At 69.0% G+C, this 16018-nt stretch carries 14 protein-coding genes and 1 tRNA gene; 6 read left to right on the forward strand and 9 right to left on the reverse strand.

The window, feature by feature from the left end:
• Positions 1 to 4: 4 nt before the first annotated feature.
• Genes tatC through AC6CH0_RS13260 form a run of 7 tightly spaced genes read right to left on the reverse strand, consistent with a single transcriptional unit; the run spans position 5 to position 5879 of the window.
• Entirely contained in the window at positions 5 to 757 is a 753-nt protein-coding gene (tatC, locus tag AC6CH0_RS13230; RefSeq protein ID WP_498102278.1) for a twin-arginine translocase subunit TatC, read from the reverse strand.
• Between the two features lie 50 nt (positions 758 to 807).
• Positions 808 to 1026: a twin-arginine translocase TatA/TatE family subunit gene (tatA, locus tag AC6CH0_RS13235; protein WP_498101597.1), complete on the reverse strand. Its 219-nt coding sequence runs from the start codon at positions 1024 to 1026 to the stop codon at positions 808 to 810.
• A 37-nt stretch (positions 1027 to 1063) separates the two neighbouring features.
• Positions 1064 to 2083 (reverse strand): helix-turn-helix transcriptional regulator, encoded by a 1020-nt coding sequence (locus AC6CH0_RS13240; protein ID WP_498101599.1) that lies wholly within the window; start codon positions 2081 to 2083, stop codon positions 1064 to 1066.
• Positions 2083 to 3111, reverse strand: a complete 1029-nt coding sequence (locus AC6CH0_RS13245) for a helix-turn-helix transcriptional regulator (protein WP_498101601.1) — start codon at positions 3109 to 3111, stop codon at positions 2083 to 2085. Before AC6CH0_RS13245 ends, AC6CH0_RS13240 begins: the two co-directional genes overlap by 1 nt.
• Positions 3112 to 3161: 50 nt before the next feature.
• Positions 3162 to 4103 (reverse strand): FKBP-type peptidyl-prolyl cis-trans isomerase, encoded by a 942-nt coding sequence (locus AC6CH0_RS13250; RefSeq protein WP_498101603.1) that lies wholly within the window; start codon positions 4101 to 4103, stop codon positions 3162 to 3164.
• A gap of 43 nt (positions 4104 to 4146) precedes the next feature.
• Entirely contained in the window at positions 4147 to 5208 is a 1062-nt protein-coding gene (locus AC6CH0_RS13255) for a tRNA (adenine-N1)-methyltransferase (RefSeq protein WP_498101605.1), read from the reverse strand.
• Positions 5205 to 5879 carry an HAD family hydrolase gene (locus AC6CH0_RS13260; RefSeq protein ID WP_498101607.1) on the reverse strand — a complete coding sequence of 225 codons (675 nt, stop codon included), beginning with the start codon at positions 5877 to 5879 and terminating at the stop codon, positions 5205 to 5207. Before AC6CH0_RS13260 ends, AC6CH0_RS13255 begins: the two co-directional genes overlap by 4 nt.
• A gap of 75 nt (positions 5880 to 5954) precedes the next feature.
• On the opposite strand from AC6CH0_RS13260, the gene AC6CH0_RS13265 reads away from it, so the two are divergent.
• Complete coding sequence (locus AC6CH0_RS13265; protein ID WP_498101609.1) at positions 5955 to 6860, forward strand: PAC2 family protein; 906 nt, start codon at positions 5955 to 5957, stop codon at positions 6858 to 6860.
• A gap of 28 nt (positions 6861 to 6888) precedes the next feature.
• The gene (locus AC6CH0_RS13270) at positions 6889 to 7656 is read left to right on the forward strand and encodes an SDR family NAD(P)-dependent oxidoreductase (RefSeq protein WP_498101611.1); all 768 of its coding nucleotides are present in this window, start codon (positions 6889 to 6891) and stop codon (positions 7654 to 7656) included.
• A gap of 35 nt (positions 7657 to 7691) precedes the next feature.
• Here the strand turns inward: AC6CH0_RS13270 and AC6CH0_RS13275 are convergent, their stop codons facing one another.
• Positions 7692 to 8519 carry an undecaprenyl-diphosphate phosphatase gene (locus AC6CH0_RS13275; protein ID WP_498101613.1) on the reverse strand — a complete coding sequence of 276 codons (828 nt, stop codon included), beginning with the start codon at positions 8517 to 8519 and terminating at the stop codon, positions 7692 to 7694.
• Positions 8520 to 8615: 96 nt separating this feature from the next.
• Positions 8616 to 9941 carry a M20/M25/M40 family metallo-hydrolase gene (locus tag AC6CH0_RS13280; protein WP_498101615.1) on the reverse strand — a complete coding sequence of 442 codons (1326 nt, stop codon included), beginning with the start codon at positions 9939 to 9941 and terminating at the stop codon, positions 8616 to 8618.
• A gap of 112 nt (positions 9942 to 10053) precedes the next feature.
• Here AC6CH0_RS13280 and AC6CH0_RS13285 point away from each other — a divergent pair.
• The 4 genes from AC6CH0_RS13285 (at position 10054) to AC6CH0_RS13300 (ending at position 16017) form a co-directional block, all read left to right on the forward strand.
• Positions 10054 to 10137 (forward strand) — tRNA-Leu (locus tag AC6CH0_RS13285).
• Between the two features lie 133 nt (positions 10138 to 10270).
• Positions 10271 to 10978, forward strand: a complete 708-nt coding sequence (gene imuA', locus AC6CH0_RS13290; protein ID WP_498101617.1) for a DnaE2-dependent mutagenesis accessory factor ImuA' — start codon at positions 10271 to 10273, stop codon at positions 10976 to 10978.
• Positions 10978 to 12525: a DNA polymerase Y family protein gene (locus AC6CH0_RS13295; protein ID WP_498101619.1), complete on the forward strand. Its 1548-nt coding sequence runs from the start codon at positions 10978 to 10980 to the stop codon at positions 12523 to 12525. Before imuA' ends, AC6CH0_RS13295 begins: the two co-directional genes overlap by 1 nt.
• A gap of 51 nt (positions 12526 to 12576) precedes the next feature.
• Positions 12577 to 16017: an error-prone DNA polymerase gene (locus AC6CH0_RS13300; RefSeq protein WP_498101621.1), complete on the forward strand. Its 3441-nt coding sequence runs from the start codon at positions 12577 to 12579 to the stop codon at positions 16015 to 16017.
• The last annotated feature ends 1 nt before the right edge of the window (position 16018 follow it).

Consider the following 16018-nt stretch of genomic DNA (forward strand, 5'->3'; position numbering starts at 1 on the left):
CAGCCTAGACAGGCTCCCCGAATTCTCGGAGGTTGCGGCGCTCGACACGACGATCATGCAGATGTGTCAGGAACCAGGCGAGGAAGTACAGGATGATCATCGGAATCGCGAGCATGAACATCGAGATGACGTCGGCCGACGGCGTCGCGATCGCCGTGAACAGCACGATCACCAGAATCGCCACCCGCCATGACTTGATGATCGCCGCGGCGCTGATCACTCCGGCGAAGTTCAGCAGCACGATGAAGACCGGCACCACGAAGGCGATGCCGATCGCAACCACGAGCTTCAGCACGAAGTCGTAGTACTCCTTCGCGGTGAGGAACGACTCCCCGCCCTCTGGCACGAAGCTCATCATGAGCTTCACGATGTTCGGCAGCACGAACCACCCTGCAGCGCACCCGGCGAGGAACAGCGGGATGGCGGAAGCGAAGAACGCGAACGTGAAGCGACGCTCACGCAGGTTGAGTCCGGGGACCAGGAACGCGAAGATCTGGTACAGCCAGACCGGGCTCGACACGACCAGACCGAGCGTGAACGCCACCTGCAGACGCAGGTCGAACGCGCTCGAGATCGTCGGGAAGATCACGGCAGAGTCGCTGCCCTGCGCATCGGCCACGCGCCGCACAGGATCTTGGATCGCATCCCACACGAAAATGTCAGTGAGCCACCAGCCGAGACCGGCACCCACCACGATCGCGATCGCCGAGATGAAGAGGCGCTTGCGGAGCTCGATCAGATGCTGACCGAGCGACATCCGCTTTTCGCGGTCCTTCTCGCCGCGATCTTTCACCGCGGTCACCGGAGTCAGGAGTTCTTGCCGGATTCCGAAGCGTCGGACTTCGGCGTCTCATCGCCGGCAGCCGGGGCGTCGGGGTCGCTCTTGTCGGAGCGCACCTCGGTCTTGAGGATCTTCATCGACTGTCCGAGGCTGCGCGCAAGGGCGGGAAGCTTGGGAGCTCCGAAGAGCAGCAGGATGACCACGAGGATGATCAGCGCGTGCCAACCGGTGAAGCCTTGCCACATGGGAGTTCGTCCGTTCGTCGGTGAGGGTGACGACAGTCTACCTGTCGTTGATGTCGGCCCGTGGCGGACCGACTTCGGATGTTTCGGGATCAGCGTAGCCTGCGAGGCCCGCTGTTGCCCACTCGGCGACCACGCTTCTCGCCTCGGCCGGGGCCACGACGGTCACGAGGCCCGGAAGCCCTGCGACCAAGCGCTTGAGGCCGTGCACATGCGCCAGCCGCAGGGTCACCCGGAGGCGATCGCCGACCGTCTCGGTGCGCGAGTCTGCGAGGTAGTCGGCGAGGAGCGGGAGGGTCGCGGGCGAGACATCGACGACGACATCGAGATCGGAGTCCGAGCTCTGGAAGAGCGTATCGGGCACGACTCGGTCGGAGTGGTCGCCGATCGGCGCATCGGAGACCAGCAATTCGCTCATGCGGTCGACCCGGAAGTTGCGCACGTCTTCTCGCGTGTGACAGTAGGCCTGGAGGTACCAGTCGGCGTCTTGCGACAGGATGCGCAGTGGATCGACGCGCCGCCGCCCCGCGACGCCGAGCGCGTTCCGGTACTCGAATTCGAGCTGCCGGCCGCCGGTCACCGCCTCGCGAATGATCGCGAGAGAGGCATCCGCCTCGGATTCGGCGACGGCGAGCCGACTCGGTGCTGCCGAGGCTCCAGCCGTGAGCTTGGCCATGAGCGAGGCGAGCGATGCCCGCCCGGCGTTCTCGGGCGACGCCGAGAGGTACTGCAGCCCGGCGATGAGCGCGGCAGCCTCGCGAGCCGAGAGCCGCGGTGCATCATCGATCGCGACATGGTGCACGATGACGATCACGTCTTCGTCTTCGAACGAGTCCCAGTCGATGTCGAAGAGGTCATTGGGTTGGTAGGTGCCGGTCTCACCGGGCAACCCGGAGGTGGCGATGAGCCGAACGGCGTGGCGGATCTCGTCTTCGGACATGCCGAAGTGCGCCGCCGCCTCTGCCACGTCGACGACGCGCTGCTCGAGGAGGTAGGGCACGAACGAGAGCAGGAAGACGAGCTTGTCGGGCGCCTTCAGCGGCTTGGAGCGCTTGGCCATCACGCCTCCCCCTCGCGTGTCTCGCGGTGCGCCGCCGCTACGGCACGAAGTCGGTCGCGTACGGCACTCTGCAACGCCGCAGGTGAGAGCACTCGCACCTCGGGTCCATAGGCGGCGAGCTCGTCGGCGAACACCGCGGCGTCGGTGTAGTGCAGGCGGATGACCCCGGCGTCTTCGTCGCCCTCGATCGCCCGCTTGCCGAGCCGCACCTCGGCATCGCTGCCCGCGGTGACCGCGAGGTCGGCGACATTGCTCAGTCGGAGCTCTTGCAGTTCGGCGATGATGCGGTCTTGCACACCGAGCGGCGGAGCATCGAAGCTCGAGCCCGGCACGGATGTGACATCGCCGATGATGCGCGACAACAGGAAGGTGCGAGATGCCTGCGCGTCATGGTCGTACGCGTGCAGATGCCACCGACCGTCATGCAGCACCACGGCCAGCGGATCAGCTGTGCGACGACGCGGTTCGGCCTCTCCGGGCTTGAAGTAGCGGAAGCGCACCGTCTGACGGCGATCGAGTGCTTGCCGCAATGGTTCGAACGCCGTGTCGCGCACGCGAAGGCGCGGGGCGTAGCCGATCACGGGTTCGCGCGGCTCGATGCCGAGTGAGCGCAATTTCGTGAGTGCGCGCTGCGAGTCGGCCGAGAGCGACGCCTCGCGCCACACCTCGGCCGCCAGGCCGAGCAGCGCGAGTTCGTCGGGCGTGAACCGCACCTCATCGGGCAGATCGTACTGGCCCTTGGGGATGCGGTAGCGCAGCGCCTGGTTGTCGCCCGGGCGATCGGGCGACTCGACCGTCTCGAGCGGGATGCCGAGCTCGCGGATGTCGTCTTTGTCGCGCTCGAACTGCCGCTCGAGATTCGCATTCTGGCCGGCCGGATCGAACCGTTCGGCGTAGCCGCGCACCGTCGACAGGATCTCGGACTTCAGCAGCCCCGTCTCGGTGGCGAGCAGCGCGAGCACCAGGCTGAAGAGGCGATCCTCGACGGGGATCTTCGCTTCGACCTTGACCTCTCCACCGCTTGCCACAGGTGCGATCTTACTGAACCGCGGTGACGGCGACGGACGCCCGGAGCGGCTCAGATCACGCCGAGGATGTCGATCACGAAGAACAGTGTCGAATTCGCCGGGATCTTCTCGCTCGCCTGGTCTCCGTAGCCTTCGCTCGGCGGAATGACAACCGCGACCTGCGATCCGACCTTCGCGCCGATGATCGCCTTCGCGAAGCCCGGGATGACCTGGCTGTCTTCGCCGTCGGCGACGACCATGTTGGCCGGGGCGCCCTGCTCCCAGCTGGAGTCGAAGACCTCTCCCTCGGCCCACGTCACGCCGGTGTAGTGCACGACGACCGTGGCGCCGGACTCGACGACCTCACCCGACCCCTCCTTCAGCGTCTCGATCTCGACAGTCTCGAACGGGTCGGCCTTCGGTACGGTGATGCCGGGCCGCCCGTCGGGCGCGAGCACCACTGCAGGGAATCCGTCGCGGCTGAGACGCACCGCGCCGTCAGCGCGCGGCATGAACGCGCGGCGGATGTCGAGCACGAAGACCAGGCTGTCGCCCGGTGCGATGCCGAGCTGCTGATTGCCATCTGGGCCGAAGCCGTCTTTCTCGGGCACCACGACGCTGACTCGCGAACCGACCGAGCCGCACGTGAGCCCCTTGCTGAGGCCCGGCAGCGTCGCCGCCGACACCGTGAGCGGAACCGGCTCCTCATCACCGAAGCCGGTGACCTGCACCTCTTCGCCCGTGCCGCCGTTGAACACCGCGAGCCCGACGAGCGCCTGCTGGCCGTCGACGAGCCGCTCGCCGTCGCCGGCGATGACCTCGGTGCACTGGGTCTTCTCCGGCGCCAGCGGTGCCGGGAACTCGATCTTCGGCTTCTTGCCGAACTCCCCGGTCACCGTGATCGCGTCGGAGGAGTCTCCGGTCGACGCCTCGGGAGCGGGCGCCGAAGCGCACCCCGACAGGGTCAGGGCGATGATGCCGGCCGTGGCGATGAGCGCGAATGACGAGCGCACTGATCCTCGATTCTTGGGGTGAGCGGTGAGGGGCGTTGAAAGCCTACCGGCCCGGGCCGGCGGCATCGGTGTCGTCACCGGTGGCACCGGTGACATCGAGATCGTCGGCCGCGGACTGCTCGTCGTCGGCGCGCGAACGTATCGCCGCGGCATCCGCCTGCCTGACCCGCTTGCGCAGGCTCTTGTCGCTGACGGATCGCTCACCGAGCGCGCCGGGCGTCCACGCTTCGACGTCTTCGTCGCTGAACTCGGTCTTCGACGGGCGGCGTTTCAGCTCGGGCAGCACGGTGTTCGGCGCGAGGCGGCGGGCGGTGATGAGGAAGCCGGTGTGCGCGATCATGCGGTGGTCGGGGCGCACCGCGAGACCCTGCACGTGCCAGCCGCGCACCATCGTCTCGCTGGACTGCGGTTCGGTGTACTCCCCCGTGGCCCGGATCGCCTCGGCGACTCGAGACAGCTGGGTCGCGGTCGCGATGTAGCAGAGCAGCACTCCGCCGGGCTTGAGCGCCACCGACACTGATTCGAGGCACTCCCATGGCGCGAGCATGTCGAGCACCACCCGGTCGACCGATGCCGGCTCGACCGTCTCGGGCAGCACCTCGGCGAGATCGCCGAGGGTGATCGACCAGTTCTCGGGGTCGGCACCGTGGAAGGTCGCGACGTTCGCCCGGGCGACGCTCGCGAAGTCTTCGCGACGCTCGAAGGAGAAGAGGTGACCCTCGGCGCCGATCGCGCGGAGGAGCCACAACGAGAGCGCTCCGGACCCGACGCCGGCCTCGACGACCCGGGCACCCGGGAAGATGTCGGCTTGCGCGAGGATCTGGGCGGCGTCCTTCGGGTAGACGATCGCCGCTCCGCGCGGCATCGACATGACGAAGTCGGTGAGCAACGGGCGCAGCGCGAGGTACTCGATGCCGACCTGGTTGGCCACGACCGATCCGTCGGGCAGCCCGATCAGGTCATCGTGCGCGATCAGGCCCTTGTGGGAATGAAAATGCGCCCCCGGCTGAAGGGTGATCGTGTGCAGGCGGCCCTTCGGACCCGTGAGCTGCACGCGATCGCCGACCCGGAACGGGCCGCTCTGCTCTCCGCGGCTCGCGTTCACGCCGTGGCCTCGCGATCAGCGAGGAGCGATGCGACATCTGCGACGGTCGTGCCGTCGAGCGTCGGCCAGTGCGCAGTCGACGGGTACTCGTCGAGCGCGAGGATGTTGGGCACCGCGATCGTGATCGCGCCGGATGCGAACGCCGAGGCGAGCCCTGGGGGCGAATCTTCGATCGCGACGCACTCGGCGATGTCGACGTCGAGCAGCGCCGCCGCCAACAGGTAGGGCTCGGGGTGCGGCTTCGCATTCTCGACGCTGTCACCCGTCACGATCACGTCGAACGCCTCGAACGGGATCGCCGAGATGACGTCATCGGCCATCGAACGGATCGACATGGTCACGAGGGCGGTCGGCACGGATGCATCGCGAAGCGCCAGCAGCAGCTCGCGGGCGCCGGGCCGCCATGGAACGCCGTGCTCGCGCAGCTGCTCTCGCACCCGATCGGTCAGCCGGTGCACGATCGTGTCGAGGTCGAGGTCGACTCCCTTCGCCTGGAAGAACGCCGCACCGTCCCACAGACCGCTGCCGACGAGTTCGAGCGCGTCTTCGTGGGTCCAGGTGCCGCCGAAGGACTCGATGAGCTCTTCTTCGGCAGCCATCCAATAGCGTTCGGTGTCGACGAGGGTGCCGTCCATGTCCCAGAGGACTGCGGCGGGGAGGCGAGTGGTCACAACCGGCAAGTCTACGGGCACGGCCTATTGTGGAGGTGAACCCGGAGATCCGGGGCGGGAAGCGGGGCACCAGGAGTGAATCAGCCGGCCGGTTTCGAGGGCGGAAGGCTGCTCGTCGTCGCATTCGAAGGATGGAACGACGCCGGAGAGGCGGCGACCGGGGCAGCGAAGCTGCTCGTCGAGCGTCTCGGTCTCGTCGAGATCGCAGCAGTCGACCCCGAGCTGTACTTCGACTACCAGTTCACCCGACCGACGATCGTGGTCGGTGAAGACGGCGCACGCCGGCTGGAGTGGCCCGGCGCCGCGATCATGGGCCCGGGCGGTGAGACCGACGTCGACGACGACGAACTGGTCACCGGCCCCGGCGCCGACACGCTGCACGTGCTCCTCGGGGCAGAGCCTGCCCGCAGCTGGAAGGGCTTCGCCGCCGAGCTCATCGATGCGGCCCTCGCGGCCGACATCGAAGGCATCGTGCTGCTCGGTGCCATGCTCGCCGATGCCCCGCACACGCGACCGCTCTCGGTCTTCGCGTCGAGCGAGAACTCCGAGGTGCGCGCTGCGCTCGGCGTCGAGCGCTCCAGCTACGAGGGCCCCGTCGGCATCCTCAGCGTGATCGCCGATCAGGCAGAGCGCGTGGGCATCCCGACCGTGTCGCTCTGGGCCTCGGTGCCGCACTACGTGCACAACGCGCCGTCGCCGAAGGCCGTGCTCGCGCTGCTCGGCAAGGTCGAGGAGCTCACCGGCCTCTCGATTCCCCGCGGCACGCTCGAGATCGACGCGAAGGCCTGGGAGGCCGGCGTCGACGCGCTCGCCTCCGACGACGACGAGATGGCCGGGTACATCACGCAGCTCGAACAGGCCCGCGACGCGGTCGACGCCCCTGAGGCGAGTGGCGAGGCGATCGCACAGGAGTTCGAGCGGTACCTGCGGCGGCGCGGTGATGGCCCCGAGGGTCGCGCCGACGGGCGCCCCACGCCCTAGCGTCCACCGCTCGAACTAGCATTGACGCATGGAACAGCGTCGGGCTGTGCATGTGGTGACCGGGGCGGCCGGCGGGGTCGGGCGCAGTATCGCCGAGGCCCTGCTTCGGAGTGGTGCCGGGGTCGTCGTCGTCGACGTCGCAACTGCCGGGTGGCTCGACGATGTCGCCTCCGGCGCAGCGATCGTCGGCGACGCGGGAGATGCCTCGGTGCTGTCGGCCGCCACCGACCGGGCACGCGAGCTCGGCGAGCTCACTGGCTGGGTCAACAACGCAGCGGTGTTCCGGGACGCCTGGCTGCATGAGGCGGGCAGCGACGCCGTGCTCGACATCGTCGACGCGATCTTGAGGCCGACCATGGCAGGTGCGGCGGCTGCGATCGAGGAATTCCTCCGGACGGGCGTCAGCGGGTCCGTCGTGAACGTATCCTCGCACCAGGCGCAGCGAGCGGTGCGGGGTGCACTGCCCTACGCCGTGGCGAAAGCAGCGCTCGAAGGGCTGACTCGCGCCATGGCCGTCGACTACGGGCCGCGCGGTATCCGCACCAATGCCGTCGCCCTGGGCTCCATCGTGACCGATCGCTACGCTCAGCACGTGGAAGGCCTCGACGTCGTCTCTCGGGCGGCCACGGAACGGCAGATCGCACACCTGCATCCGCTCGGCCGCCCCGGGGAGACCGAGGAGGTCGCGAGCGCCGTGGCCTTCCTGCTCTCCGACGCTGCATCGTTCATCAACGGCGCCGTCATTCCGGTCGACGGCGGCCGGGCTGCCCAGGGACTCGACCCCGAGGAACGCTGAGCGCGCGGTCGCGCGGGGTCCGGCCGGTCGCGGGGTCAGGCGCTGAGCACGCCAGTGCCGAGCAGCACGAAGATCGTGATGCCGAGCAGTACGCGATAGATCACGAACGGCAGGAAGCTGCGCTTCGAGATGTAGTTCATGAAGAACGCGATCACGAGAATGGCGACGACGAACGCGACGAGGGTCGCCGCGGCCGTCTCGATCGGTCCGTACACCGAAGGCTCGCCCCAGCTCTTGAAGAGCTGGAAGAAGCCGCTGCCGAACACCGCCGGTATCGCGAGCAGGAACGCGTAGCGAGCCGCGGCAGCACGCTCGTAGCCGAGGAAGAGGCCGATCGTGATCGTGCCGCCCGACCGCGAGACGCCGGGAACGAGCGCGAGCGACTGCGCGAGACCGAAGTAGAGCCCGTGCGGCACGGTGAGGTCGTCGAGCTTGCGGCGCTTGGCACCGGCCCAGTCGGCGAGCCCGAGGATGAGCCCGAACACGACGAGCATCGTCGCGACGATCCAGAGCGAGCGGAGGCTCGTCTCGATCTCGTCTTGGAACAGGATGCCGAGCACCACGATCGGCACCGAGCCGATGATGATGAGCCAACCCATGCGCGCGTCGGGGTCGTTCCGCGGAACCCTCCCGGTGAACGAGCCGAACCAGTGCGAGACGATGCGCACGATGTCGCGCCAGAAGAACACCACGACGGCCGCTTCGGTGCCGAGCTGTGTGATGGCCGTGAACGCCGCACCGGGGTCTTGGGCCCCGGGCAGGAACTCCCCCAGGATGCGCAGGTGGGCGCTCGAGGAGATGGGAAGGAACTCGGTGAGCCCCTGCACGAGGCCGAGGATGAGCGCTTCGATCACGTGGTGCATCCGCCTTCCGCCTCCGCGGAAGTCGGAGGAATGAGATCGGTCAGTAGTCGAGAGGAGGTCGCGCAGGACCTGCCTCCCGAAGACTCACTGATTCGATCAGTAGTCGAGGAGGAGGTCCCGCAGAACCTGCCTTCCGAAGACTAATGCGTCGAGTGGCACCCGCTCGTCAACGCCGTGGAACATCGCCGGGAAGTCCAAGCCGTCTGGCAGCTTCAGCGGCGCGAAGCCGTAGCCGGCGATGCCGAGCCGACTGAGCGCCTTGTTGTCGGTGCCACCCGAGAGCAGGTACGGGAAGACCGGCACGCCGGGGTCGTGCACCTCGAGCGAGCGCTTCACGGCATCGACCAGGGCGCCGGATGTCGCGGCCTCGAGCCCGACGTCGCGGTGCACGATCTCGATGTCGACGAGGTCGCCGATGAGCGCCTGCACCTCGGCGAGCACGGCGTCTTCTTCGCCGGGCAGCGTGCGGATGTCGATGAGCGCCTCGGCCCGGTCGGGGATGACGTTGTGCTTGTAGCCCGCGGTCAGCAGAGTGGGGTTCGACGTGGTGCGCAGGGTCGCCGTGATGAATCCCGAGGCCGAACCGGTGGCGAGGGCGAGTTCGTCGGGCGAGACCTGTTCTGCGTCGACGCCGAGGACGCCCGCGATCTCGCCGAGCAGTTCACGGGTGGTGTCGGTGAGGCGGATCGGCCATTCGGTGCGCCCGAGGGTCGCCACCGCCTCGGCGAGCTTCGTGATCGCGTTGTCGCGGATGAGTCGTGAGCCGTGCGCCGCGACACCTCGTGCGACGAGGCGGATCCAGAGCAACGACTTCTCCCCGGTCTGCAGCAGGTAGGCGCGACGGCCACCGACGGTGATCGAGTAGCCGCCGACCTCGCTGATCGCCTCGGTCGCCCCCGCGAAGAGTTCTGGGTGATGGTCGACGAGCCATCCGGAGCCGAGGCCGCCGCCGGCCTCTTCGTCGGCGAAGAACGCCACGATGAGATCGCGGGCCGGCTGCGAACCCGAACCGATGATGTCGCCGAGGGCGGTCAGCATCATCGCGTCCATGTCTTTCATGTCGACGGCGCCACGGCCCCAGAGCATGCCGTCGCGCACCTCGCCCGCGAACGGGTCGACGCTCCAGTTGCGGGCGTCGGCCGGCACGACGTCGAGATGCCCGTGCACGACCAGCGCCGGCTTCGAGGAATCTCGGCCGGGCACGCGCGCGACGACGCTCGTACGCCTCGGTTCGGGCTCGAAGAGCTGCGGCGCGAGTCCGAGCGCGGCGAGCCGTGCCTCGACGTATTCGGCGGCTTCGCGCTCACCGTTCGCCCGGCCCTCACCGTAGTTCGAGGTGTCGAAGCGGATCAGGTCCCGTGCCACGGTTGCCGTCTCGTCGAGCTCGGCGGCAGGGGTGATCTCGGAGGGTGACGGGGCCATGCCTCTCACGCTAGCCGGGGCATCCGTCGATGGCCAGCGTGTCGGAAGCGCCCCGGAAACCGTGCTAATGTCTTCTCTCGGGCCACCGAGGAATCGGAAGGGCCTGACACGAGCGCGGGTGGCGGAAATGGCAGACGCGCTAGCTTGAGGTGCTAGTGCCCTAACGGGCGTGGGGGTTCAAGTCCCCCCTCGCGCACGCTTGTGTCGAAAAGGCCGGATCAATTCTGATCCGGCCTTTTCGCATTTCCGGGAGCGGATCTCTCATCCGGGACGGTCGGCACTGCCGACTTGCCGTATTCGAACATGTGTTCGAAACTGTGAGGGTGACCATGACCGCTCCCCTCGCCCCGGCCGAAGTGCCCTCGCGCGTCGAGGAGCTGCAGGCTCGCATCCGCGGGATGCAGGCGACACGGCTCGATTCGAAGCTCGTGCCGACGCATCCCGCCTTCGAACGGGTGCTCCCGGGCGGCAGCCTTCGTGAAGGCACCGTCGTCTCCGTCGAGGGTTCCACGACCCTGCTCATGGCGCTCATGGCCGGCCCATCCGCGAGCGGGCGCTGGGTCGCCGTCGTCGGCATGCCCGAGTTCGGTGTCGAGGCGGCAGCTCGGTTCGGCATCGACCTCGAACGGCTCGTGCTCGTGCCCGATCCCGGGCGGCAGTGGCTCACCGTGGTCGCCGCGCTCGCCGACGTCATCCCCGTCGTGACGGTGCGACCGGTCGGCAGGGTGGCGCCTGCTGAGACCTCGCGACTGACCGCCAGACTCAGGCAGCGCGGCACCGTGCTGCTCGTCGCCGGCGAGTGGCCGGGCAGCGATGCGAGCCTCGGGGTCGAGGCGAGCGAGTGGCACGGGCTCGAGCTGGGACACGGCCATCTCAGCGACCGCGATGTCGTCGTCTCCGCGGGTGGGCGCGGGGAGTTCGGCCGGCGGGCCCGATCCCGCCTGCAGCTTCCAGATCGGTCGCTCGCCTTCCAGGCCGCCGATGACGCGCCCCCCGCGCCCGTGCATCTCGCCGAATACGAGCGGCGGGCCGTCTGATGATCATCGACCCCACCCGCACGATCGTGCTCTGGTGCCCCGACTGGCCCGTGTTCGCGGCCTGCCGAGAGGCGGGCATCGATCCTTCCGCGCCCGTCGCGCTCACCGACGGCGGTCAGGTCTTCGCCTGCTCTGCGGCGGCGCGGCGCGATGGCGTCGTGCGCGGCGTGAAGCTGCGCGAGGCGCAGTACCGCTCCCCCGGCCTCACCCTGCTCGACTACGACGCCTCGCTCGACGTGCGCGTGTTCGAACCGGTCGTGCGGCGAGTCGAAGAGACGGTTCCGGGCGTGCAACTCATCCGCCCAGGCACGCTCGCCATGCGGGCTCGCGGGCCCGCTCGCTACTACGGCGGTGAGGATGCCGCGGCGCGGGCGTTGCTCGACACCGTCGCCGAGCTCGGGGTGGCCGGTGCACGCGTGGGGATCGCCGACGGGCCCTTCGCGGCCGAGCAGGCGGCCAGGGCGGCCGGCGAGTCACCGGTGGGCATCGTCGCGCCCGGGGCATCCGCTGCATTCATCGCGCCGTTGCCCGTGGGTCTCGTCGTCGATGCCCGCACCTCGACCCTGTTGAACCGGCTGGGGGTGCGAACCCTCGGTGAGTTCGCCGCGCTGCCCGAAGCCGACGTGCGTCGCCGCTTCGGTGCGGCGGGTGCCTTCGCCCACGACCGTGCATCGGGCCGCGAACAGGCCAGGGTGCTCGCCCGCACGCCTCCTCCCGAGTTCGAGGTCGCGCAGGAGTTCGAACCACCGCTCGACCGCATCGACCAGCTCGCCTTCGCCTTCAGGGTGCTGGCCGACGAGTTCATCGAGCGCATGCGGGCGAAGCGGCTCGTGTGCACCGGCATCCGCATCGAGATCGACGACGAGGGCGGCGGCCATTCCAGCCGCAGTTGGCTGCATCCGCGCTGGTTCACGCCCGCCGACGTGGTCGACCGGGTGCGCTGGCAGCTGCAGGGCGCCGGTACCGCCGACAGCGCGCTCACCTCGCCCATCGTGCGACTGCGCGTCGTGCCCGAACGCATCGACTCGACCGGAAACCACGAAGAGGGGCTCTGGGGCGGCGGGCCCGACGAGCGCGTGCATCACGGCCTCACCCGGGTGCAGAGCATGCTCGGGCATGATGCGGTCGTGACCGCCGCGATCGGCGGCGGCCGCATGCTCGCCGACCGCCAGGTGCTCGTGCCGTGGGGCGATCGGGCGCCCGAGCGTGTCGGCGAGGCAGCGCCCTGGCCGGGCAGCCTGCCCGCGCTCGCTCCCGCCAGCGTGTTCCGCGAGCGACTGCCGATCGCGCTGCTCGACGCCGGCGGCAGCGTCGTCACGATCGACGGGCGCGGTGCGATCTCGGCGAATCCCGAACGATTCGCGCTCGCCGGCGGTGCCGCCGCTCCCGTGCGGGCCTGGGCCGGGCCTTGGCCCGTCGTCGAACGCTGGTGGGACGCCGAGCACGCCAAGCGCGTGCACCGCTTCCAGATCGTCGACGACGACGGCTGCGCGTGGCTCCTCGTGCGCGACGACGAGGGCTGGTGGGCCGAGGCGAGGTACGACTGAGCGGGCGGTGGTCGTGTGGAACGAACGGGTTGATTCGATGGGCGGTGGCTGATGGGCTGGAACAATCCCGGCATCCCGTGGTCTGAGCTCGAGCGCAAGCTCTCCGATGCACGGCGGCCGGGTGCGCCCAAGCTGCCCGGCGACGGCGGCGACAGTCCGGCGTGGAGTCGGAAGCGGCATCCGTATCGACCGGCCGGTGACCTCGAAACGCCCACAGGGCCGGTCGTTCCCTATGCCGAACTGCACGCGCACTCGAACTTCAGCTTCCTCGACGGCGCCTCCTCCCCTGAACAGCTCGTCGAAGAGGCGCACCGGCTGGGGCTCTCCGGGCTCGCGGTCACCGATCACGACGGCTTCTACGGCATCGTGCACTTCGCCGAGGCGGCCGAGAGCTTTCCCGAGCTCACGACCGTCTTCGGCGCCGAGCTCTCACTCGGCCTGAACGGCCCGCAGAACGGCTTCGCCGACCCCGAGGGCGAGCACCTCCTCGTGCTCGCTCGACGTGAAGCGGGGTATCACCGGCTGGCTGGTGCCATCACCGCGGGCCAGCTCGCCGGCGGTGAGAAGGGGCGCCCCGTGTACTCCCTCGAAGAGCTCGCCGAGCGCGCAAGGGGCGAGTGGATCGTGCCGACCGGGTGCCGCAAGGGGGCCGTGCGACGTGCACTCGCCGAAGGCGGGGAGGATGCCGCGGCGCACGAGCTCGACCGTCTCATCGCGCTCTTCGGCCGCGACAACGTCGTCGTCGAGCTCTTCGATCACGGACACCCGTTCGACCAGCAGGCGAACGACGCGCTCGCCGGGCTCGCCGAGCGCGCCCGGTTGCCGCTGCTCGCGACGAACGCCGTGCACTACGCGACCCCGCCCGAGCACCGTCTCGCCGCGGCCCTCGCCGCGGTGCGGGCACGCCGCAGCCTCGACGAGCTCGACGGCTGGCTGCCGTCATCCGACCAGCTGCACCTGCGCAGCGGCGCCGAGATGGCCCGCCGATTCGCCCGCTACCCCGGCGCGGTCGCCCGTTCGGTGACGCTCGCCGACGAGCTCGGGTTCACCCTGCGAAGCGCCCGTCCGAAGCTGCCGAAGCAAGAGGTGCCCGAAGGGCACACGCCGATGAGCTGGCTGCGGGTGCTCGTCTGGCAGGGGGCCGAGCAGCTCTATCCCGGCGTGCCGCCGCACGTGCGCGAGCGGATCGAGCGCGAGCTCGACGTCATCGAACTGAAGGACTTCTCGGGCTACTTCCTCATCGTGCACGACATCGTGGCCGAGGCGCGGCGGCGGGGCATCCTGTGCCAGGGGCGCGGTTCGGCGGCGAACTCGGCCGTCTGCTATGCACTGCGCATCACCGCGGTCGATTCGATCGGGTACGGGCTGCCGTTCGAGCGGTTCCTCTCCGCGCTCCGCGATGAAGAGCCCGACATCGACGTCGACTTCGACTCCGACCGGCGCGAAGAGATCATCCAGTACGTCTACGACAAGTACGGCCGCCAGAACGCGGCACAGGTCGCGAACGTCATCAGCTACCGACCAAAAGTCGCGGTGCGCGACATGGCGAAGGCGCTGGGGTACTCCACCGGCCAGCAGGACGCCTGGTCGCGGCAGGTCGAACGCTGGGGCGCAGTGGTCGAGACCGACGACCATGACATCCCGGCGTCCGTCGTGGAGCTGGCCGAGCAGGTGCTCGGCTTTCCGCGACACCTCGGCATCCACTCGGGCGGCATGGTGCTCACGGACCGCCCCGTCGGAGAGGTCGTGCCGATCGAGCACGCCCGCAAAGAGCGGCGCACCGTGGTGCAGTGGGACAAAGACGATTGCGCATGGATGGGCCTCGTGAAGTTCGACCTCCTCGGCCTCGGGATGCTCGCCGCACTGCAGTACACCTTCGATCTCATACGTGAGTCGACCGGCGAGGTGTGGGAGCTCCAATCGTTGCCGAAAGAGGAGCAGGCGGTCTACGACATGCTCTGCCGAGCCGACTCGATCGGCGTGTTCCAGGTCGAGAGCCGGGCGCAGATGGGCACGCTCCCCCGACTGAAACCCCGTTGCTTCTACGACCTCGTCGTCGAGATCGCCCTCATCCGGCCCGGTCCGGTGCAGGGCGGTGCAGTGCATCCGTACATCCGGCGGCGCACGGGCGAAGAAGCTGTCAGCTACCTGCATCCGAAGCTCGAGCCGGTGCTCGAACGCACCTTGGGGGTTCCGCTCTTCCAGGAGCAGCTCATGCAGATGGCGGTCGCGGTCGGCAACTGCGACGCGGCGGACGCCGACCAGTTGCGGCGTGCCATGGGCTCCAAGCGGGGTGTCGAGAAGATCGAGCGGCTGAGGGCGAAGCTCTACGCGGGCATGGCCGAGAACGGCATCGAGGGCGAGGTCGCCGACTCGATCTACGCGAAGATCGAGGCATTCGCGAACTTCGGCTTCGCCGAGAGCCATGCCCTGAGTTTCGGGTTGCTCGTCTACGCGAGTTCGTGGCTGAAGCTGCACTACCCCGGAGCGTTCCTCGCAGCCCTGCTGCGCGCGCAGCCGATGGGCTTCTACTCGCCGCAGACGCTCACAGCCGACGCGCGCCGCCACGGGGTCGAGGTGGTGCGCCCCGATATCCTGCGGTCGGGCGTGCACGCCGGGCTCGAGGCGAGAGATGTTGCCGCGTCATCCGCCGACGCCGACGATGATGACGGATGCCGCGCGCCGACCGGCCTCGATGCGTGTGCGCACGCCGTGCAGCCGCCGATCATCAAGGACTTCGATCGGCGCGCACCCGACCGTGGTGCCGAGCACCGCCGTGATGGCGCCTTCATGGTGCGGCTCGGCCTCGCCGACGTCACCTCCATCGGCCGGGCCGTTGCCGATCGCATCGTCGAAGAACGCGAAGCTCGCGGGCCGTATCGCGACATGGCCGATGTCTCACGACGCGCGGCACTCGATGCGACCCAGCTCGAGGCGCTCGCCGCTGCCGGCGCATTCGACGGATTCGGGCTCGAACGGCGTGAGGCGCTGTGGCTCGCCGGTGAGGCGGCGCACGACCGTGAAGAGTACCTCGCGGGCTCGGTCGTGGTCGTGCAGCCTCCCCTGCTGCCGATGCTGAGCCCGGGCGAGCAGGTCGTCTACGACCTCTGGGCCACGGGCATCGCCCCCGACGACCACCCCATCAGGCATATCCGCGAGCGGCTCGACGAGCGCGGCGCCATCCGCATCGACCGCCTGCAGCAGGCAGAATCGGGCCGTCGCATCGAGGTGGGCGGGGTGGTCACCCACCGTCAGCGCCCGGCGACCGCGAGCGGCATCACCTTCCTGAACCTCGAAGACGAATCCGGCACGCTGAACGTCATCGCCGGCGTCGGGGTGTGGAACCGCTACCGTCGCATCGCCCGCGAGGCGCCGGCCATGATCGTGCGCGGCATGCTCGAACGCTCACCTGAGGGCGTCACCAACCTCGTCGCCGATCGATTCGAGTCGCTCACCGTGTCGGCGCCGCATCGATCACGCGACTTCCGTTAGC

It is taken from the genome of Agromyces sp. GQ35 (assembly GCF_059758475.1).

Bases quoted from the DNA above. Each gene is read 5' to 3' on its own strand.
- AC6CH0_RS13275 (WP_498101613.1), bottom strand. From the start codon at position 8,519: ATGCACCACGTGATCGAAGCGCTCATCCTCGGCCTCGTGCAGGGGCTC.
- imuA' (WP_498101617.1), top strand. From the start codon at position 10,271: ATGACCGCTCCCCTCGCCCCGGCCGAAGTGCCCTCGCGCGTCGAGGAG.
- AC6CH0_RS13240 (WP_498101599.1), bottom strand. From the start codon at position 2,083: ATGGCCAAGCGCTCCAAGCCGCTGAAGGCGCCCGACAAGCTCGTCTTC.
- AC6CH0_RS13270 (WP_498101611.1), top strand. From the start codon at position 6,889: ATGGAACAGCGTCGGGCTGTGCATGTGGTGACCGGGGCGGCCGGCGGG.
- AC6CH0_RS13295 (WP_498101619.1), top strand. From the start codon at position 10,978: ATGATCATCGACCCCACCCGCACGATCGTGCTCTGGTGCCCCGACTGG.
- tatC (WP_498102278.1), bottom strand. From the start codon at position 757: ATGTCGCTCGGTCAGCATCTGATCGAGCTCCGCAAGCGCCTCTTCATC.
- tatA (WP_498101597.1), bottom strand. From the start codon at position 1,026: ATGTGGCAAGGCTTCACCGGTTGGCACGCGCTGATCATCCTCGTGGTC.
- AC6CH0_RS13300 (WP_498101621.1), top strand. From the start codon at position 12,577: ATGGGCTGGAACAATCCCGGCATCCCGTGGTCTGAGCTCGAGCGCAAG.
- AC6CH0_RS13280 (WP_498101615.1), bottom strand. From the start codon at position 9,941: ATGGCCCCGTCACCCTCCGAGATCACCCCTGCCGCCGAGCTCGACGAG.